Raw genomic sequence first — 19,511 nt, 5'->3', positions numbered from 1 at the left:
CGGCCATTTGCATTGTATCCGTGCGACACAATGCAGGATTGGCAGACCGGTGCAGCTGAACAAGCTTGGCGGCGATGCTGGGCCTTGACGCGGCAAACGCACTTCGTGATGAGTTACTTTATGAAAAAAGCGTTTAGCACCGTCTCTCTCGCCGCGCTGTGTTGCGCGTCACTTTTGATTTCGGTAACCGCTTTTTCGCAGGAAAATCCCAACCAGCCGCCCGAACACACGCAGCCTTGGCCCAATATCGCAGCTGGCCAATCACCAGATGAGCTTGCCCAAAGCATGGAAGGCGCGCCGGAACTTAACCGCGGTGTTCCTGTTCGCGAGATGGTGGCTCAGAGGCGCCGATTGGACAACTCTCTTGCAAATTTGCAAGCTCAAAGACCGGGGACCGTTGATGCCTATGTTATCTCCATTGCACTCGACAGCGATCCTGTGTTTGCCCGCGAAGCGCGAGAGGCAGGGCGGGTTTTGGGCCGGAGATACGATGGAGCAGGGCGCACCCTCACACTTGCCGGCCCAGACGGTGCACGCGATGATCTGCCAAAGGGCTCGATCGAAAGCTTGCTGATATCGCTCGCACGTATTTCAGAGATTATGGACACGGGCGAAGACGTTCTCGTGCTCTACACCACCAGCCACGGCAATAAGCTTGGTCTTGCCTATCATTACGGCGACAGCGGTTACGGCATTCTTTCGCCCGCGCGGCTTAAATCTGCCTTGGAAGAGCTGGGGATCGAACGCCGCATTCTGATCATCAGCGCGTGTCATTCGGGTGTGTTTGTGCCCGCACTCGCTGCGCGCGATACAGCGATACTCACCGCTTCAGCGGCTGAGCGCAATTCATTCGGCTGCAAGCCTGAGAACGATTGGACGCTTTTCGGCGACGCGCTGATCAATCGCGAGCTTCGAAAACCGCAAACGCTTTTGGATGCCGCCAACGCCGCAGCGCTTCAGATCGCCGGATGGGAAAGTCAGCAACGTCTTCTTGCATCGCTGCCCCAGAACGCGATTGGCGTAGGGGTGGACCAATGGTTGCCCCAGCTTGAGGCTCGGATGCCGCAGGATGCAAGCCAACCTGTAGGACGTCCAGCGATAGAAAAGTGATTACTCGCCTTCTTCGGCGTCTGGGTCAGGATCAGCGCGCCGTGTTTTCAAAATGACAACCGGTTTTGCGAGCACTTCACCTGCAAACGTGCCTTCATTCTCAGCCGGGTCAATGTCGCTGGCGTGAATTGCGGCAACCACATCCATGCCTTCCACCACATAGCCAAACACAGCAAAGCCGGCCCGCTCGTTTGGATCGGCCGCCTCAGGCTTTGCATCGAGGCTGGTCAGATTGCCGAGCATAATCGTGAAGTCACCATTAGCCGTCCCGGGGGCCAGCCGCGCCATGGAGACCGCACCGTGGGTGTGACTAAGGCCGGTTTCAGAGGTGGCCTCATGCGCGATATCGGGGCGAAGCCGCTTGCGGTCATATTGCGTACCGCCCTGGATGAGACCGTGGGGTGTAGGCTCTACTTCGAACTTGATTGCGCGGTAAAACTTGGTGCCCTCAAAGCGCCCCTCATCGACATAGGCGAGGAAATTGGCGGCGGTGATGGGTGCCCGCTCCATTTCAAGACGGATGGTGATCGCGCCTTTATTGGTTTCGAGTATGACGTCCTGCGTTTCGTAGACAATCTCTGGCTCAGATGGCGGGGGAATGATGACGGGTTCAGGCGCCTTAATCTCGAACTTCATGAGAAGCGTGCGCTGGTCCTTGGAGAAATTGTTGTCTGAAACGATATAAAGGAATGTCTTCCCAGCCTCACTGCGCACCGCGAGCCCTTCGAAATTGTCGAGGGTCATTGGAGGTGCGAGGACCGCTAGGGTCTCAGGCTCGCCTTCAAAGGGTAGCTTTACGACCGCGGCGCGGTTGCCTTCGCCGGGAGTGAAGCTGCGGAATAAGACAAAGCAATCACCATTCTCAAGACAGGCCGCGTCTGTGGGTGCGCCGCCATGTTCAGCAAGGGATGGCGGGGCTGAGAGTTCGAACCTAGCAGTGCCTTTGTTTGTTGATCGCACGCAATTCGCCTCGCCGGGGCGGGCCCATTCTCCGCATGCGATAAAGGAATCTGTTGTGAAACTGAGAGTTTCAAGGCCAGCGTTTGGTTCAGCGTTTTCCACCAGAGACACCGCATCACCCGCTTCGCTCTCGTTTACCGTGGTGCCGGAAGACGCAAGATCTGCGTAATACATGATCCGGTGGTTACGCTCGAATGCGACCATCCAGCCGCCCATCGCCACATGCTCTATTGCCTCGGCATCGCTATCGCCCTTGCCTTTGAGCCGTTTTCCGCGCTCATCCAGCAGGGAGCCGCGTGCAACATTCAGCAGGTCGATCAACTGACCATCAAATTCATCGGTCTCCATCGTGAGCCAGTGCCCATCATCGCTGACTGCATAGAGCCGGCCTTGATGCCAAGTGAGGCCAGAAATGCCGCCGATCTCTTCCTTGCCTGGCGCGATCTCCAACCCGCCGCGAAAGATCAGCTCACCAGCTTCACGGGAGTCCGGTGCCTCAGGGTTGAGTTCAACTGGCTGAGTTTCAGCAAAGATTTCATCTTGCGCGCTTGCTTGTCCCGATACGCCCGCAAGAACGCTCGTCAAAAGGATCGCGGTCAATAGCAGTCTCAATGTCATTCGTCCTGCAATATCGGCCTCTCGCCGAGAAACAAGGGGTCATTCCATACGTTCATCTAGGAGCAATGTTTACAGTCGTAGTCGACATGACTACAGGCGTAATCATTCGCCCGGCGCAGAACTTTTTTGCCTAGGGTTAGAGGAGGCAGACTTGAGTAAGTCAGACTTGAGGAAGGCGGGCAATCCAAGCCCAGAGCGGATCAGCGAGGCCGAACACGCGGTGATGGAGGCTCTGTGGGATCAGGGCACTGCGACGGCTTCGGATGTTTGCGAGCAGGTTTGCGGTGCGCGCGGGTGGAGCCTTCCCACCGTCAAAACACTGCTTTCGCGGCTTGTTCAAAAGGGCGCGATTGAAACGCGTCCCGACGGTCGGCGCTATCTTTACAGTCCTTTGATCGAACGATCAGAATATGTCGGCGGGGAATCGCGGCGTTTGGTGGACCGGCTTTTCGGCGGCAAAGCGTCTTCGCTTGTTGCGCATCTGGCTGAAACCGAAGCTTTGACGCACGATGATCTGAGCGAGATTGAAGCTCTTTTGAAGGAGCTCAAATCATGACCGGTTGGCTCATTGAAACGCTGATTTGGACAGCGGTCCTGATTGTCTTTGTCCTTCTGGTCCGCCGGCCTGTTGCCCGGACCTTTGGCCCGCAGATTGCTTATGCATTGTGGGCATTGCCTGCACTCAGGCTGATACTACCGCCCATCGAATTGCCCGCTTGGATGCGCGTCACTGCGCAAGAGGCCGCCGCTGACCCGGTGCTTGTCTCATCCGGGGCCCAAGTAAATCTCACAACCGCGTTGCGAAACCGCGAGGCGCATTCCCAAAGCATTGTTGCGGCGCACCCCGATAATGCTTTGGGTGCGGCGACCGATAACCCATCAGCAATCACCCAAACACCTACATCCCAAAGCAGTTTTTTCGAGGTCTTCAGTCCCGATCTTGAGACGCTCTTTGCTGTGGGTGTCGCTGCGTGGCTTATCGGCGCCGCCATTTTTCTAAGCTCACGTTTTCTGGCCTACTTCCAGCTTCGCAGTGCATTGCTCGAAGATGGGAGAGAGGTGGGCCGGGCAGGGTCTGTGCGCTTGGTGGAGACACCGGGCACCAAAGCGCCGCTCGCCTTTGGGGTCTTGGATAAAGTCGTGGCCCTGCCCGATGGATTTATGGCTTTGCCTGACCGTCAGGCACGCGATCTCGCTCTCGCACACGAGCTTCAGCACCACAAAGGCGGCGATCTTCTTGCCAATATTTTGGTCCAGCCTTTGTTTGCGATCCATTGGTGGAACCCGCTTGGCCGCTATGGCTGGCTGGCTCTGCGCCGCGATCAAGAGGCAGCCTGCGATGCCCGCGTCATGCAAAAAGCTGAGCGCGAGGACCGCGAGGTCTATGCCAATCTAATCGTCAGTTTCGCAGCTTGCCCGGATGGACCGCCAAGCCATGCGCTCACCGCGCCAATGGCGTGTCCGGTTCTGGGCGAAAAGTCGATTGTTCATCGTTTAAGGAGCCTGAAAATGGACAATACCAATATGAAAAGCCGGGTGGCGGGCAGGCTTATGCTCGGCGCTGCTGTGGCGGCGCTGCCAATGACCGCCTCAATTAGCTATGCCGCAAGCGAAGCGCCGCAGGTTGCGCAATCGGACGTGGCTCCTGCGATCGCTTCGCCCGGGCCCGATGTGCAAGGGGCGCTTTCCACTGCGCAGGAGGCCGAGGCCGCTCTTTCTGAAAAACGCATCACCGCCATTGATCCTGACGGAAATGTCTCAAGCGATGGAGAGATTGGCGACGATGTCTTCGTCTGGAAATTTGCAGAAGGCGATCAGGAGAAGCGCTTCGTCTTTGAAAGAGGCGAGGGGGAAGCTCGGTTCTTCGAAGGTTTCGATTTCTCTGGTTCCACAGGCATGAGCAAAGAGGATCTGGAAAAGCTGTTTGAGCGCTCCAAGAATTCTCGTGTACTGCTGAAAGGCCGCGGCAATTCGGTGCGCTTCTTCGATCGTTCGGAACTGGATGCACAAGGTAAGCTCAGCGATGAGCAAATCGATGAAATCCTTGAGGAAGTGCGTGAAAGTCTGGAAGAAGCCAATCAGGTGATAGAAGAGCTCCCTGAGATCATTGAAAAGGCGCAGGCCGAGGCTGAAGTAGCGCGAAGCGCAGCGGATGGTTCACGGATCGGTCTGGAGCGCCGCCTGCAAGTGGTCTCCGGTTGCACGGGCACTGACACCGAGTTCGTGACGAGTTCCACCGATGACGACGGCGTTCAGATCATTCGCGTCTGTAAAAAAGGTCTGATGGCGCAGTCACTCAAAAGCCTTCGCGAAGCGCGCTCCTCAATCCGAAGCTCCGATATGGACCGTGCGGCCCGCGCGAGCGCTCTGCGCGAGATCGACCGTGTCATTTCACGGTGGGAGAGCGAAGCGCGTTAAACGCCATTGCGCGAACTCAAGTTTCAATGACCGGCGCGGAGGCAAGAGCTTTCGTGCCGGTTTTTATCGGCCAACGGGCATCAAATCCTGATTTGCATCCTGTACCGCTTCATCGGCAGAGATATCACGCTCAATATTGGGCGGGATATTAGACGGGCTGTAGTCCGTGACAGGAGTCAGATCGCGCCGGGGTTTAGCGGGGTAACTGCATCCACGCGCTTCACCCATTCCTTTCAAATAAGCGCGGCGCATCATTCCAGCGGTCACCGCTATTCGCAGTTCTGTGCGTTTCTTGTTGGCACCTGATACCTCGCGCACAATGCTGCGAAAGGGGATGAATGAACCGACAACGCTCTTAGCAATGCGTCCTGCGCTGATCCTGCGTGCTTCATCCTGTGGAATATCAAGATCAGGGCCCAAGATATTGTCCAAGCCCGCAATCTGTTGAACAAGGTCATTGCAGCTGTTCAGGCCTGAGATCGCATAGGGATCTTTAGCGGCCGCGAGGAGCGCATCCGGGATGTCCTCGGACATGATGTTGAAGTCTTCAAGCGGTGTGCGCGCCACGTCCATCGCGTCCGGGTCTTCCGTCATCATTTGCGCATGCGCGCCGTGAACCGGAAGGCTAAGGGCCAGCAATGTACAGCCCAATGCAGCCTTAGCCCTCGTTGAAATAAACATTGCACTCTCCTGCATCCGCGCTCTGCAATCCGCGTCTGAGCGCTTCCATGCGCTGCTGACTGGTTCCATGGGTGAAGCTTTCAGGGCTGATCCGTTGACCCGCTCGGCTTTGTAGGGTGTCATCGCCAACTGCGCTTGCCGCGCGCATTCCCTCTTCCAGATCACCGGGGTCTATTAGTGCGCGGTTCTGGCCTGCCCAAACACCTGCGTAACAATCGGCCATAAGTTCAAGGCGCACTAGCAATTGGTTTGCCTGACGAGGGTTTTGCGCCTGCGCGCTGCGCACTTGGGACGAAAGGCCGGTCAAGTTTTGGATGTGATGGCCGTATTCATGCGCCATGACATACAGGCGCGCAAAGTCGCCGTTGGTGCCAGACATCTGTGCAAGCTGGTCGAAAAAGCCGGTTTCGATGTAAATGCCAAGGTCTGCCGGGCAATAAAACGGGCCTGCGGCAGAACTCGCACGCCCGCACCCCTGGGTGGAAACTGGCCCGGGCGGGTAGAGCACCAATTCAGGCTCCTCAAACCGCAAGCCAGACTGACGAATAATGGGGGCCCACGTTTCGTTGAGGCTCGTCATCGCCTGACACGCCTCTTGGGCGTAGGGGCCGCTTGAGCACAGCTGGTCTACTGTCAAGTTTGGTTGCTGACTTGTTTGGCCAGATTGGCTTTGTCCGCCTTCTAGCATTCCGATTGTCTGCATCGGATCAACGCCGAATATTAGCGCTGCGATTATTGCAACGACAATCGTGCCGCATCCAACACCGCCTGCTTTGCCTACGCGCCCACGCGCGCCGCCACCAGCGGACCTGACTTTGATCTTTGATGTATCATACCGCCCTAGCCGCACGGCATTCTCCTCATTTGCCCTAAAAAATTTTGCTCCCAGCCTTACTGATATACCTACCAACATCCAGATGGTTCGCAATTCACTGGACACAGCCGATTTGCGCCGCAAAAGTTCTTCTGAGGCATCGTACACGTCTTGGACGAGCTCGCAACGGCTCTGCAAAAAAGGAAACTGGTCTTATGCTTGAAGGCAAACGCGCGTTAATCACAGGGTCAACATCAGGAATCGGCCTTGCCATGGCCCGCGCATTGAGCGCGCAAGGGGCGAAGGTCATCCTCAACGGTTTTGGCGATGAAGCGGAAATTGCAGCTTTGTGCGAGGAACTGGGTGCGGCGCATCAGGGCGCAGATATGCTCGACCCTTTGGCGATTGAGGCGATGATGCGAGAGGCGGGGGGTGTTGATATCCTCATAAACAACGCCGGGATGCAGCATGTGTCGCCGGTTGAGGACTTTCCGGCTGAGAAATGGGATCAAATCATCGCGCTGAACCTTAGCGCGGTTTTTCACACAACGCGCCTTGCCGTGCCTCATATGAAAGAAAAGGGCTGGGGGCGCATTATCAATACGGCAAGCGCACACTCCAAGAGCGCATCGCCTTTCAAAAGCGCGTACAATGCCAGCAAACATGCGGTTGATGGCTTTACCAAGACCATCGCTTTGGAACTGGCAAGGTCCGGTGTTACTGCCAATTGTATTTCGCCGGGATATGTGTGGACGCCTCTGATTGAAGGGCAAATTCCCGATACCATGGCCGCGCGCGGTCTTTCGCGTGATGAAGTGATCAACGATGTGCTTCTTGCCAAACAGCCAACCAAAAAGTTCGTTCAGCCTGACGAAATCGGAGCTCTTGCAGTGTTCTTATGCCGGGATGAAGCGGCCAATGTGACCGGTGCCAATTGGAGCATTGATGGAGGCTGGACGGCTGAATAATGGATGGGGGCTTGCGGTCTTGGATGGTGGCGGCCTTGTGCTGCGTGCTCGCCGCGTGCGCGACAGTTCCATCGGGACCAAACCTGCAGATTGAACGGGACGCTGCAGCAGAGCGGATGTTGCGCGATATCGAAGTGCTTGCCAGCGACGAATTTGGCGGGCGCATGCCGGGCACACCGGGCGGTGAGCGCACCGTGTCTTATATCATTGACCGCATGCAGGAAATTGGTCTGCAATCGGGCACAAATGATCCGGGCAGCGCGTGGCGGGCACCCTTTGAGTTGATCAGCACTGAGCCGGTTAGCCATGTCATCACAGTGCGCACGGCAAAGGGCTCCCTCGTCCTTCCCGAGGACCAGAGCGCCGCTATCTCAACAAGCAGCCGCGTTTTGATCGACGGTGTAGAGGTCATTTTTGTGGGCCCGCGCATTGCTGATATCCCTGCCGATAAGATCCGAGGCCGTATCGCTGTAGTGATGCAGTCGCGCACCAATGAGGCCCAGCGGGAGGCCTTGTTTGCTGCCAATCCAGCGGCTGTCTTAAGCGTGGTGCGCAGTAAGCGGGCGCTCAATGAGCTGCGCAAGTCTCTTGGTAGAAAGCGTCTTTTGCTTGCAAATGAAACCTCCAATCGTTTGATCGCATTTGTGACCGCCGAGGCCTTAGCCTCTGCACTGCCTGAGGGTGAGTGGAAGCGTATGACCGCTCTGGCGCAAAGCCCTGGCTTTCAGTCCGAAATTCTTGAAGCGACCATCGCGATTGATGCGCGTTCTGATCACCGCGAATTTACCAGCTCTAATGTCATTGGCCGCATTCCTGGTGCGTTACCGGGTGCAGGGTCGCTTGTCTTGATGGCGCATTGGGATCACCTCGGGGAATGCGCAAGCGGGACACCTAACCCGATTTGCAATGGCGCGGTTGATAATGCGTCCGGGGTTGCTTTGCTGCTTGAGCTGTCGGCGCGGTTGAGAGCGGCAGGTCCACATGACCGCGATATCTATCTGGTCGCTACCAGTGCGGAAGAAGCAGGGTTACTAGGCGCGAAAGCCTTCGCTGATGCGCCTCCCATGCCGCTTGAGGGGGTTGTCGCCGCATTTAACTTCGATTCCGTCGCGGTTGCGCGTGCAGGCGGCGCGTTTGGACTTGTGGGAGAGGGGCTCACCAAGCTTGACCCGGTGATAGCGCAGGAGCTTGAGGCGCGCGGTCTGGAACTGGGCAACCGCGATTTTGCGGACAGTTTTCTTCGCCGTCACGATGGCTGGGTGCTGCTTGAGCGCGGCGTTCCGTCCGTTCTTTTGTCGACCGCCTTTGCTTCAGAAATCGTGATAGGCCCTTATCTTGCCACAGATTATCACCGGCCAACCGACGATGTGGGAGAGCTTGAAATGGGAGGCGCTGTGGATGATCTGTTCCTTCACGAAAGCCTCGTCAAGCGCCTTGCCTCGGTGCAAAGCTATCCCGCAAATGACACCGCTGCCTCGCAGTAGTCGCCGATAGCGAGTGGCTCGCCTCTAGCGCTCAATGAAAGTCCGCCCTACAGGGACTTGCACGAATCGCTCCACTTCCGATGAAAGCCACGACGTGCATACTGAAATCCCCCTCGGCCTTACTTTTGACGATGTTCTCCTTCGCCCTGCGGAAAGCAATGTGCTGCCCAGCATGGCGAATACGCATACGCAGCTGACCAAGGATATTGCTCTCAATATTCCGGTACTGTCCTCTGCGATGGATACCGTGACCGAAGCGGACATGGCGATTGTGATGGCGCAGTTGGGCGGCATTGGCGTTCTTCACCGCAATTTGGATTTGGATGAGCAAGTTGCAGCCGTTCGCGCGGTCAAGCGCTTTGAAAGCGGCATGGTTGTGAACCCGATTACCATCGGGCCTGACGCTGTTCTTGGCGATGCTCAAGCTTTGATGGATCAACACCGGATCAGCGGCATTCCCGTGACCGATAATGCGGGCAAGCTTGTCGGCATTCTCACCAACCGCGATGTGCGCTTTGCGGAAAACCCCGCTCAGCCTGTTCGCGAACTTATGACGACTGAGAACCTTGCGACCGTACCGCTCGGTACAGGTCAAGAAGCCGCGCGCCGTTTGCTGCATCAGCGCCGGATTGAAAAACTGCTTGTGGTCGATGATGATTACAAATGCATCGGCCTGATCACCGTCAAGGACATCGAGAAGGCGGTCAATTACCCGCATGCAACCAAGGACAGCGCAGGGCGTCTCCGCGTCGCGGCGGCAAGCACTGTTGGCGACAAAGGCTTTGCGCGCACCGAGGCTTTGGTTGATGCCGAAGTCGATGTTGTCGTGATCGACACAGCTCACGGCCACAACCAAGATGTGAGCCGCGCGGTTGAGCGGGTGAAAGCTCTCTCCAACTCGGTACAGGTTGTCGCGGGCAACGTCGCAACCGCAGAGGCTACACGCGCATTGATTGACGCAGGCGCGGATGCTGTGAAAGTGGGCATTGGCCCCGGTTCAATCTGCACCACCCGCGTTGTTGCCGGTGTTGGCGTGCCGCAGCTTACCGCAGTGATGGAAAGCGCCGAAGAAGCGGCAAAATCGGGCGTTCCCGTGATCGCAGACGGCGGCCTTCGCACTTCTGGCGATGCGGCAAAAGCTCTTGCGGCCGGCGCATCCAGCGTCATGGTCGGCTCAATGCTGGCAGGGACTGCGGAAAGCCCCGGCGAAGTGTTCCTTTATCAAGGGCGCTCTTATAAAGCGTACCGCGGTATGGGCAGCGTTGGCGCAATGGCGCGCGGATCTGCGGACCGGTATTTCCAGCAAGATGTCTCTGCACTGAAATTGGTGCCTGAGGGAATTGAGGGACAAGTGCCCTTCAAAGGCCCAGCCTCCGATGTCATCCACCAGCTTGTGGGCGGTGTTAAAGCGGCGATGGGTTACACTGGCTCTGAGACGATCAAAGACTTGCAATCGCGCGCGCAGTTTGTGCGGATCACCAATGCCGGGCTTTCGGAAAGCCATGTGCACGATGTCGCGATCACCCGCGAAGCCCCGAATTACCCGACGCGTTAGGACCCATGTTGATAGAGTTCATCCCAGTTATGCTTTTCATCCTTGGATGGAACCCTGAAAATCCTGACGCCATCACCATGCAAAGAGAGCCTGCATTGTTCGCCTCCATTGCGGAATGCGAGGCTGCAAGCGCGACGGTTTTGGAGCGTGTGAAGGCCGAAGACGCTGCGCTGCAATACACCGCCCGCTGCGTTGAATTTCCTGATCGTTCGGAGATGAATGCGCTGTTCAAACGCGAATTTGATCGCCCGCAATGACACCTTCAGCACGCGTCCAAGCCGCAATTGAGCTGTTGGACCAAATCATCGAAGGCGCCCGCAACAAGGGCGCGCCGGCGGACCGTTTGATCTCGGCTTATTTCAAATCGCGCCGTTATGCAGGGTCGAAAGACCGGCGGGCTGTGCGCGACCTTGTTTATCAAGCAATTAGGCTGTGCGGTGAGGTGCCTTACGACGGGCGCTCCGCCATGCTGGCGGTGGCCACACAGGATGCGAGCCTCGTGCCGTTATTCGATGGGTCCGCCCATGGTCCGGCGAAAATGGCAGGAGCTGAAATGGCCGCCTTCATCGGGATCGCACCTGAATGGCTGGAGAAGAAGCTGACGGCGTCAGGCATCGTGGGCGAAGAGGCGAAAGGGCTGCTTGGCCGTGCGTCGCTTGATGTCCGGGTAAACACGCTCAAGGCGAGCCGCGAGACGATTGAGCTACCAGAACAAGGCGAACCTCTTGCTGCCCCCAATGCACTGCGCTTTGCGCAAGGAACACAGGTCGAGCAATGGCCTGCATACCGCGATGGGCTGATCGAAATTCAAGACCATGCAAGCCAATGGGTGTGCGAGAGCTTTGAGGCGCAAGCAGGCGAGACGATTGTCGATCTGTGTGCAGGGGCAGGGGGCAAGACACTCGCTCTGGCGGCGAAGCTTGGCAATGCGGCGAGCCTTGTTGCATGCGACACCGATAAGCGGCGTCTTGGTAATCTTGCGCCTCGCGCGGTGCGGGCCGGCGCTGAGGTCGATCACACCGTTCTTCTTAATCCAAAACAAGAGCGCGAGGCGCTTGCCCCTTGGCTAGGGCCAGAACACGGGAAGGCGGACAGGGTTCTGGTCGATGCGCCCTGTTCAGGCAGCGGCACTTGGCGGCGTAGCCCAGAGGGCCGCTGGCGGCTTGACGCCAAAGAGCTTGAACGGCTGACCGAGCTTCAGGATCATGTGCTTGATATTGGAGCGGATTTGACCCGGCCCGGCGGCACCATGACCTTTGTGACATGCTCTGTGCTCGATGATGAAGGCCCTGCGCGGATCAAGGCGTTTTTGGCCCGCCGCGAAGGGTGGAGCGCCAGCGCGCCAGATATGCCCATTGGCCGAAAACACGGTTACGGCAGGCGCCTCACACCGTTTCATGACAACACAGACGGGTTTTTTGTCGCCAACCTCCATTTCGGATGATAGCTAAGTGAGCCATGGCTGAGCCATCATCTCTCGGGGCTGGAAATTCAAGGCCCACTGACTTCAAGGAGCTATTCATGCGTTTCGCGCCCGTTGCCGCTGCCCTTTCACTATTTTTAGCAACGACCGCGAGTGTGACGAGCGCGGGTGAGAAAACGCCTAGCCCGCTGGCAGCGCAATTAATCGAAGCAGGCCAGAAGGCGCTCGCTTCTGGCGATACCCAAGGCGCGATTGACGCTTTCGAGGCCGCTTTTGCCGTCGATCCCGCATACACCCCGATTTTCGTTCAATTGGCCGAAGCTGCTCGCCGAGACGGGCTGCAAGGCAAGGCCATCGGCTATTACCGCGAGGCATTGCAGCGCGATCCTGACAATTTCGCAGCGATCTCTGGCGAGGGCGAGGCTTTGGTTGAGAAGGGTGCGGTTGAAAAAGCGCAGCGCAATCTATCGCGGCTTGAAAGTCTGTGCGGTGCATCTTGCCCTGAAACGCTTGCGCTTGAGCAGCGCATCGCCGCTGGCCCGCCAGCACGCCTTGCCGCAGACAGCCTTGAGGAAAGCGCTGTCACCAACTGAGCGGGGGCGCTAGAAGCGCCGCCATGCTGACACTTCATCACCTCGAATATTCGCAAAGCTTCCGCATCCTTTGGCTGCTGGAGGCGCTTGGTGCGGAGTATGAGCTGGAGCTCTACAATCGCAACACGGACAATCATCTTGCGCCGGATAAGTACAAGGCCCTTTCGCCCTTAGGGACCGCCCCCGTGGTGACTGATGGTGATGTGGTGCTGGCGGAAAGCAATGCGATCATCGACTATATCCTCGATAGATATCCCGGCAGCCCGCTCAATCCAGCGGCAGGGCACAAAGACCGCGCTCGGCACTTGTTTTGGTATCACTCATCGCCCGGCTCGCTCATGAACCTGCAAAGTATCGCTATGATCTTTGGCCTGCTTGAGGGCCGCAGCCCTTGGCCGATCAGCTCGCTTTTGAAGGCGGTTTTCAGCGAGGTGCGCAAACTCTTCCTCGACCCGCGTATGGCAACCATTTTGAAGCTGATGGAAGAGGACCTTGGCAAGCAGCCATTTTTTGGCGGCGACAATTTGACAAGCGCCGATATTACACTGGTTTATCCGATGTTTGCCGCGCGTGATAAAGGACTTTTCGAGGGCGGCTATCCAAATGTGAACGCCTAGTTTGACAGGGTCGAGGCATTGGACAGCTTCAAAGCAGCTCGTGCGAAGGACAATCGTGAGAGCATTACTTTCAAGTTCTAGATAAGGGGCAAGGTTTAGATGAGTGGCGCGAACTCGGCGACCAACTCTTCATAAACCGTGCGTTTGAAGGGGATGATCAGCTCCGGTAGATCCCGCACATTGACCCAGCGGAATGCTTGAAATTCGGCCGGATCGTGCGCGTTGAGGTCAATATCGGCGTCTGAACCGTTGTAGCGGCCCAAATACCAATATTGCTCTTGGCCGCGATATTTGCCTTTCCAGATTTTGCCGAGCAACTCTGGCGGCAGGTCGTATTTGAAGGTCTTTGACCCGCCCGCGATAATCTCAACCTGGTCCGCGCTAATGCCTGTCTCTTCTTCAAGCTCACGCAAGGCGGCGGTCTTGGGGTCTTCGCCCTGATCAATCCCCCCTTGCGGCATTTGCCAGAAACCATGCGCGCGCTTGTCGATACGCTCGCCAACAAAAACGAGCCCGTCGGCATTCACCAGCATAAAGCCTGCGCATGGGCGGTAAGGAAGGTCACTCATTCTATGCGGTTGCCAACATGAATTTCATTGCGCCGACCATTCTTTCAAGATCGGCCTGCGCGCTTGGCACAGCGGCGCGGATATTGGTGTGCGCGTGGCAGAGCCCCTTCATTTCGAGGAACACCACGTCGCGGCCTGCATCCACCAGCGCTTTGCCATAATCGCGCCCGGAATCGCGTATCGGATCAAGGCTTGCGGTTGTCAGGACGGTCGGCGGCGCAGTGCTGTGGTCGCCTAAGATAGGGAAACCGCGCGGGTCTGATTTGCCTGCCTTGTAGGCCATATCGAAGAATTCAATTGCCGCTTTGGTGAGGACATATCCATCGGCGAATTCCTCAATGCTGGCCGACCCCTTGGCATCGCTTGCCAGCGGAAAGATGGGCGCTTGAAGGACCACTGGAACATCGGCGGGATTTGCTGTGAGCAGTTGGCTCACTGCAATGGTCGCATTGCCGCCTGCGCTATCGCCAATGGTGATGATCCCGGTCGCCTCGCGGCCCAATTCAGACGGGGAAGAAGCCACCCAGCGCGCCGCCGCCTCGCAGTCATCAATCGCGGCGGGGAACGGATGTTCGGGGGCCAGGCGGTAATCGACCGCGACCAAAGGCAGGTCCATAAGGTATGCGATTTCGGTGCAGAGATTGTGGTGGGTATCAAGGTCACCGATCACGAAGCCACCACCGTGGAAAAAGGTGATCACTGGCCCCGCCTCACGGGTTTCGCGCGCATCGTATAGCCGAAGTGGAATGTCTCCGGCAGGTCCAGGGCAGGCCAGATCCTTGATAACAGCAAGTTCGCGTGCGGGGCGATCTGCCATGCCGTGCAGAGCGCCATATGCAGCGCGCGCTTCTTCAAGGGTCATCTCCGTAATTGGAGGGCCGCCTGCGGCTGCAAGCCCGTCCAAAAAGGTCTTCATATCGGGCCGGATAAAGGGAGTGTCGGTCATGGTTCAAGCTCTCTCGCGCTAGTCTTCTTTGACGCTGCTATGCACGAAGGTTAGGCGTGTGCAAATGGATAACCTGACACACAGCCTTGTCGGCGCAGTGATGGGCCAAGCGGGCCTCAAACGCAAAACGGGCCTTGGTATGCCGGCGCTGATTATCGGGGCAAATTTGCCTGATGTGGATGCCGCGTGCTTTTTCTGGCTGGAGGGCACAGAGCATTTGGGGTTTCGGCGCGGGATCACGCACGGACCGCCTGCTCTGGTGATTTTGCCGCTGATACTGGCGGGTATTCTTTGGTATTATGACCGCTGGCAAACCAGGAAAGGCACCAGGCCAGTCGACCGGGTCAAGGTGCACTTTGGCTGGCTTTACACACTCAGTTTTATCGGCGCTCTAAGCCACCCACTGTTCGATTGGCTCAATGTTTACGGTGTGCGTTTTTGGGAGCCGTTTGCGCCCACTTGGGCCTATGGCGACACACTTTTCATCATCGACGTGTGGCTTTGGGCTTTGCTGATCGTTTCTGTGTGGTGGGGATACCGGCGGGAAAAATCGGGCGGGAACCAGCGTTCGATTGCCCGCAGCGCGATTGCGATTATGCTTGCCTATATCGCGATGAATTGGACGATCACATCGCTCAATTATCTGAACAAGGGGATAATGGCAGAGCCTTACCCGGTGGAATACATTGCCTCGCCAAAGCCAATCGCCTCGCTTGCGCGCGAGCGGATCGCAAAGCTTGAGGACGGGCGCTGGGTGTCGGACGCATGGCAGGGAGAGGACGCTGGCCATGGCTACCGTCATTCCGAGGCTGTGCAATGTGTTCTTCCAGATTTGAGCGAAGAGCGGCACGTTAACAGTCAGCTTGATGCTTTCCTGTTTTGGTCAAGAGCACCCTTTGCCGAGCTTGCGAAGGATGGTTCAATCATATTGCGAGACGCCCGTTTTTACGATCCACGAGCGCGCGACCGTTTCTCTCTGGCACTGCCCGATGTGAAATGTGCGCCCTTACCCGATCTCGTCATCCTGAACTTGTTTCAGGATACCTCGATCGGCCGTGCGCCAAGCGGTAAGGGTTATCCCGGATCACGTCCGGGATGACGGTCTAGAAAATGATGTGGCATTGAAACTAGTTGAGCGTGACGGCGTTAGATTGCCATGAATGAAACACAAATAGTATGGCTTAGGCGCGATCTGCGTCTGGCTGACAATCCCGCCCTTTACGAGGCCTCGAAAATGGGTCCTGTTGTTGCCGTCTATGTGCTCGATGACGCAGCTCCCAAGACCCATGCCTATGGCGGCGCGTCGCGCTGGTGGCTGCATCACTCGCTTGAAAGCTTGCAAGCAAGTTTTGCCAAACGTCATGCGAAAATTATCCTTCGCAAGGGCTACTGCGTGGAAGAACTGCTTAAAATCGCCGAAGAAACCGGTGCTAAGACCATCCACGCCAATCGCCACTTTGAACCATGGTGGCGTAATGCGGAAAAGCAGCTGGGTGAGAAAATCGACCTTCAGCGCTATGATGATGCGAATTTCTTGACGGTCATGGGGTCAATCAAAACGGGCACTGGCGGCCAGTACAAAATCTACACCCCATTCAGCAGGGCCGTCCGCACGCAGTTTCCGCCGCGCGGCGAATTGCCTGAGCCAGAAACACTCTCCTCACTTGATACTTGGCCCAGAAGCGATGATCTTCGCGATTGGGATCTGCTGCCGACAAAACCCGATTGGTCTGGCGGTATCCGCGAGGCATGGGACGTCGGCGAAAAAGCGGCGCATGAGCGCCTTGAATGGTGGTCGGACCACGTCGACGACTATGACGACAAGCGGAACTTCCCAAGCGTCGATAAGGTCTCAAAGCTCTCCCCGCATTTGCACTTTGGCGAGATTACGCCGGTACAGATATGGCATCACTTCAAGCGCAAACGCTCCAAAGGCTGGGGCACATACGAGAGCGAACTGATCTGGCGCGATTATGCGCAGAACACCATTGCGCAATTTCCGCTCTATGCCCGCAGCAATTACCGAGAGGATTTCGACCAAATCAAATGGCGCGATCCGGAAACGGATGGAGAGGCCGCAAAAGACCTCAAGAAATGGCAACAGGGCCGCACCGGCTACCCCATTGTCGATGCTGGCATGCGCGAGCTTTGGCAGACCGGGTGGATGCACAACCGGGTGCGGATGATCACCGCGAGCTTTCTTATTAAGCACTTGCTGATTGATTGGCGTCACGGCGAACAATGGTTCTGGGATACATTGCTCGACGCTGATTACGCCTCGAACGCCACCAATTGGCAGTGGACCGCTGGCACTGGCGTCGATTCCAATATGTTCGTGCGGATCATGGCCCCGCTTAGCCAATCAGAGAAATTTGATGCGGCTGACTATATTCGCAAATTTGTGCCTGAGCTTGCCGGATTGGATGAACCTTATATTCACGATCCGGAGGAATTCGGCCGTCTGCCCAAAGCCTACCCGCCCAAGATAATTGCCCACAAGGCTGCGCGCGAGCGTGCGCTAACCGCGTACAAAGTTATGAAAGCAGAATAACGGCAAGGGCCAATTTTGGCAGGGGCAGTTATCGGTAGGTGGGGGCGAGTACGCTTGCCACCTGCGAATTTGCATGGGAGAAGCTCGCTCAAGCGTCAAAAAACGCATATCGCAATCGGCGGGAGTGGGATCACCTGCATGAAGAAAGCAATTTTCGGTATTCTGGCGGTGGTGGCGCTCTGCATTGGCGGGGCATGGCTTGCGCTCGGCAAAGATGCGCGCGCATTCCTTGCCATGGGTCAGACAAGTCCGAATGTCCTGTTTTGGTCGGTTGAAGAACGCGATGCAGGCTTCCGCGTGCTCGACGGATTTCCTATGCTCGCAGGCGCTCGCGCCATTGCTGCGGGCGGTGAGACGCTAGAACTGCCGGAAGGTGAGCCGCTTGCTATTCCCACCGATGTGGCCGTTTATATGGCCGATCAACGCAGCTCTGCGCTGGTGATCGTCCATAAAGGCAGGGTGGTCTTCGAAGACTATGGTCTCGATTTTTCAGCCGGCGGCAAATGGACAAGTTTCTCCGTCGCCAAAAGCCTCACATCAACCCTAGTCGGAGCAGCGATTGCGGACGGCGCAATCACATCGGTCGACGATCCCGTCACTAAATATATCGCCGACCTCAAAGGCTCAGCCTATGACGATGTATCGGTTGCGCAGCTCCTCACCATGACCAGCGGAGTTGCTTGGAACGAGGACTATGGCGATCCGGGTTCTGATGTTGCCAAATTCAACAACCACCAGCCCGAAGCAGGAGTGGATACCACGGTGAGCTACATGCGCTCACTACCCCGTGAAGCGCCAGCGGGTGAGAAATGGGTCTATAAAACGGGCGAGACAAATCTGATCGGCATTCTGGTAAGCGAGGCGGTGGGGAGACCTTTGGCAGATTATCTTTCCGAGAAGATCTGGGCGCCGTTTGGTATGCAGCAAGATGCGACATGGCTGCTCAACAATTCGGATAATGAGATCAGCGGGTGCTGCATTCAGGCGGCCACTCGCGATATGGCGCGCTTTGGCCTATTCATGCTGGGCGGCGGTAAGGTCGGCGGCGAGGCTATTTTGCCAGAGGGCTGGATTGACGCCGCGACAGTCAAGCAAGCTGATATCGGCACACCCGGTGAGGGCTATGGCTATCAATGGTGGACCTATGATGATGGTTCATATGCCGCGCAAGGGATCTTTGGACAGGGCATCTTCATCGACCCAGCGCGTGATCTTGTCATCGCCTCCAACGCCAACTGGCCTAGCGCCGTACCAGCGCAGCAAGACGCGCAAAGACAGGAATTCTACCGAACTGTTCAAAGTGCGATTGATGCGCTTGAGACTTCAGACGAAAGCGAGATCACATCATGAACCGTATCGCACTTCTCATGACCAGCGCTGCAGCGCTTTCGTTGAGCGCGTGTAGCTACGGCGTAGCCGATGGTTTCGAAAGCGCTCCACTGGCGCTTGCAGCGGTGGAGGATGTTGTTCCGCCCGCACGCTCGCCAGAGGAATTGCAGGTCCTGTTCTGGAACGAGGCGGAGCGCTCCGCACGCTTTCGCGAGATGGAGAACTGGTTTGCAGGCAAAGAAGTGCCCGCATCGAGCAACCCGGGCGCGTTGACCAAAGGTGAGGACCTGCCCGGTGAGCTGGCAGCCCATATTCGCAAAGTGATGGCCGAGACCAATGCCGCCGGGGTCATGGTTCATCAAAAAGGGGCGGTACGCTTCGAAGAATACGGTCTTGGCTTCGGTCCAGATCAGCGCTGGACCAGTTTCTCGGTCGCAAAGAGCTTCACCTCAACCCTGCTTGGAGCAGCGGTTCATGATGGCTTTATCGCCAGTCTTGACGATCCTGTGACTGTCTATGTGCCCGGGCTTGTCGGCTCAGCTTATGACGGCGTTACCGTCCGCCAGATCGCAACAATGACCAGCGGTGTTGCCTGGAATGAGGATTACACTGATCCCAAATCAGACGTTGCCCGCATGAATGAGTACATGCTCAAATACGGCTCCGAAGCTACGGTTGCGCAGCTACGTGAGCTTGGGCGGGAGACGGCTCCGGGTGAAAAGTGGCTCTACAAGACCGGTGAGACCAACCTCATCGGTCTTGTGATTGAGAACGCGGTTGGGCTGTCTTTGGCTGAATACGCTCAGGAAAAAATCGTCGAACCTGCAGGGCTTGCGAATGGTCTGTTTTGGATGGCTGATACGCGAGGGGGAGCA

The 19,511-nt window shown here is 56.9% G+C and carries 18 protein-coding genes and 1 pseudogene; 14 read left to right on the top strand and 5 right to left on the bottom strand.

The genetic code is table 11. The annotated features are described in order from the left end of the window. The first annotated feature begins 120 nt into the window (after nucleotides 1-120). The gene (locus AC0V60_RS06755; protein WP_486177731.1) at nucleotides 121-1,110 is read left to right on the top strand and encodes a C13 family peptidase; all 990 of its coding nucleotides are present in this window, start codon (nucleotides 121-123) and stop codon (nucleotides 1,108-1,110) included. Here the strand turns inward: AC0V60_RS06755 and AC0V60_RS06750 are convergent, their stop codons facing one another. Beyond that, complete coding sequence (locus tag AC0V60_RS06750; RefSeq protein WP_486177730.1) at nucleotides 1,111-2,688, bottom strand: esterase-like activity of phytase family protein; 1,578 nt, start codon at nucleotides 2,686-2,688, stop codon at nucleotides 1,111-1,113. It abuts the gene before it with no gap. A gap of 151 nt (nucleotides 2,689-2,839) precedes the next feature. Here AC0V60_RS06750 and AC0V60_RS06745 point away from each other — a divergent pair, with 151 nt between their 5' ends. Both AC0V60_RS06745 and AC0V60_RS06740 read left to right on the top strand, forming a co-directional pair. After that, the gene (locus AC0V60_RS06745; protein WP_486177729.1) at nucleotides 2,840-3,244 is read left to right on the top strand and encodes a BlaI/MecI/CopY family transcriptional regulator; all 405 of its coding nucleotides are present in this window, start codon (nucleotides 2,840-2,842) and stop codon (nucleotides 3,242-3,244) included. Continuing rightward, entirely contained in the window at nucleotides 3,241-5,106 is a 1,866-nt protein-coding gene (locus AC0V60_RS06740; protein ID WP_486177728.1) for a M56 family metallopeptidase, read from the top strand. The genes AC0V60_RS06745 and AC0V60_RS06740 overlap by 4 nt, the downstream gene beginning before the upstream one ends. Before the next feature lie 63 nt (nucleotides 5,107-5,169). On the opposite strand, the gene AC0V60_RS06735 is transcribed toward AC0V60_RS06740, so the two are convergent. Together AC0V60_RS06735 and ypfJ are read right to left on the bottom strand one after the other, a co-directional pair. Further along, nucleotides 5,170-5,787 (bottom strand): hypothetical protein, encoded by a 618-nt coding sequence (locus AC0V60_RS06735; protein WP_486177727.1) that lies wholly within the window; start codon nucleotides 5,785-5,787, stop codon nucleotides 5,170-5,172. Next, nucleotides 5,765-6,637 (bottom strand): KPN_02809 family neutral zinc metallopeptidase, encoded by an 873-nt coding sequence (gene ypfJ / locus AC0V60_RS06730; RefSeq protein ID WP_486177726.1) that lies wholly within the window; start codon nucleotides 6,635-6,637, stop codon nucleotides 5,765-5,767. Before ypfJ ends, AC0V60_RS06735 begins: the two co-directional genes overlap by 23 nt. 179 nt (nucleotides 6,638-6,816) lie before the next feature. On the opposite strand from ypfJ, the gene AC0V60_RS06725 reads away from it, so the two are divergent. The 7 genes from AC0V60_RS06725 (at nucleotide 6,817) to AC0V60_RS06695 (ending at nucleotide 13,241) form a co-directional block, all read left to right on the top strand. Continuing rightward, entirely contained in the window at nucleotides 6,817-7,569 is a 753-nt protein-coding gene (locus AC0V60_RS06725) for a 3-hydroxybutyrate dehydrogenase (RefSeq protein WP_486177725.1), read from the top strand. Nucleotides 7,570-7,580: 11 nt separating this feature from the next. Next, nucleotides 7,581-9,053, top strand: coding sequence for a M20/M25/M40 family metallo-hydrolase (locus AC0V60_RS06720; protein ID WP_486177724.1), 1,473 nt, complete (start codon nucleotides 7,581-7,583; stop codon nucleotides 9,051-9,053). Nucleotides 9,054-9,147: 94 nt separating this feature from the next. Further along, nucleotides 9,148-10,608, top strand: a complete 1,461-nt coding sequence (gene guaB, locus AC0V60_RS06715) for an IMP dehydrogenase (protein ID WP_486177723.1) — start codon at nucleotides 9,148-9,150, stop codon at nucleotides 10,606-10,608. A 5-nt stretch (nucleotides 10,609-10,613) separates the two neighbouring features. Next, nucleotides 10,614-10,865: a hypothetical protein gene (locus AC0V60_RS06710; protein WP_486177722.1), complete on the top strand. Its 252-nt coding sequence runs from the start codon at nucleotides 10,614-10,616 to the stop codon at nucleotides 10,863-10,865. After that, nucleotides 10,862-12,052: an RsmB/NOP family class I SAM-dependent RNA methyltransferase gene (locus tag AC0V60_RS06705; protein ID WP_486177721.1), complete on the top strand. Its 1,191-nt coding sequence runs from the start codon at nucleotides 10,862-10,864 to the stop codon at nucleotides 12,050-12,052. Before AC0V60_RS06710 ends, AC0V60_RS06705 begins: the two co-directional genes overlap by 4 nt. Before the next feature lie 77 nt (nucleotides 12,053-12,129). After that, on the top strand, nucleotides 12,130-12,624 hold the full coding sequence (locus AC0V60_RS06700) for a tetratricopeptide repeat protein (protein WP_486177720.1): 495 nt from the start codon (nucleotides 12,130-12,132) through the stop codon (nucleotides 12,622-12,624). Between the two features lie 23 nt (nucleotides 12,625-12,647). Further along, complete coding sequence (locus tag AC0V60_RS06695; protein ID WP_486177719.1) at nucleotides 12,648-13,241, top strand: glutathione S-transferase family protein; 594 nt, start codon at nucleotides 12,648-12,650, stop codon at nucleotides 13,239-13,241. 95 nt (nucleotides 13,242-13,336) lie between these two features. Here the strand turns inward: AC0V60_RS06695 and AC0V60_RS06690 are convergent, their stop codons facing one another. Both AC0V60_RS06690 and AC0V60_RS06685 read right to left on the bottom strand, forming a co-directional pair. Further along, nucleotides 13,337-13,810, bottom strand: coding sequence for an RNA pyrophosphohydrolase (locus tag AC0V60_RS06690; protein ID WP_486177718.1), 474 nt, complete (start codon nucleotides 13,808-13,810; stop codon nucleotides 13,337-13,339). 1 nt (nucleotide 13,811) lies between these two features. Beyond that, a complete protein-coding gene (locus AC0V60_RS06685) occupies nucleotides 13,812-14,756 on the bottom strand; it encodes an alpha/beta hydrolase (protein ID WP_486177717.1) in 945 nt (314 codons plus the stop codon). A gap of 64 nt (nucleotides 14,757-14,820) precedes the next feature. Here AC0V60_RS06685 and AC0V60_RS06680 point away from each other — a divergent pair, with 64 nt between their 5' ends. The 4 genes and pseudogenes from AC0V60_RS06680 to AC0V60_RS06665 all read left to right on the top strand — a co-directional run. Further along, nucleotides 14,821-15,855 (top strand): metal-dependent hydrolase, encoded by a 1,035-nt coding sequence (locus AC0V60_RS06680; protein WP_486177716.1) that lies wholly within the window; start codon nucleotides 14,821-14,823, stop codon nucleotides 15,853-15,855. Nucleotides 15,856-15,912: 57 nt separating this feature from the next. Beyond that, on the top strand, nucleotides 15,913-17,307 hold the full coding sequence (locus tag AC0V60_RS06675; protein ID WP_486177715.1) for a cryptochrome/photolyase family protein: 1,395 nt from the start codon (nucleotides 15,913-15,915) through the stop codon (nucleotides 17,305-17,307). A 138-nt stretch (nucleotides 17,308-17,445) separates the two neighbouring features. Continuing rightward, nucleotides 17,446-18,657 carry a serine hydrolase domain-containing protein gene (locus AC0V60_RS06670; RefSeq protein WP_486177714.1) on the top strand — a complete coding sequence of 404 codons (1,212 nt, stop codon included), beginning with the start codon at nucleotides 17,446-17,448 and terminating at the stop codon, nucleotides 18,655-18,657. Next, nucleotides 18,654-19,415 (top strand): annotated as a pseudogene (locus tag AC0V60_RS06665) (serine hydrolase domain-containing protein); the annotation flags it as partial. The gene AC0V60_RS06670 and the pseudogene AC0V60_RS06665, both read left to right, overlap by 4 nt. Nucleotides 19,416-19,511 lie beyond the last annotated feature (96 nt).

The sequence above is a fragment of the Erythrobacter sp. S259 genome (assembly GCF_057364965.1).
This window is presented reverse-complemented; position numbering and strand designations above follow the sequence as displayed.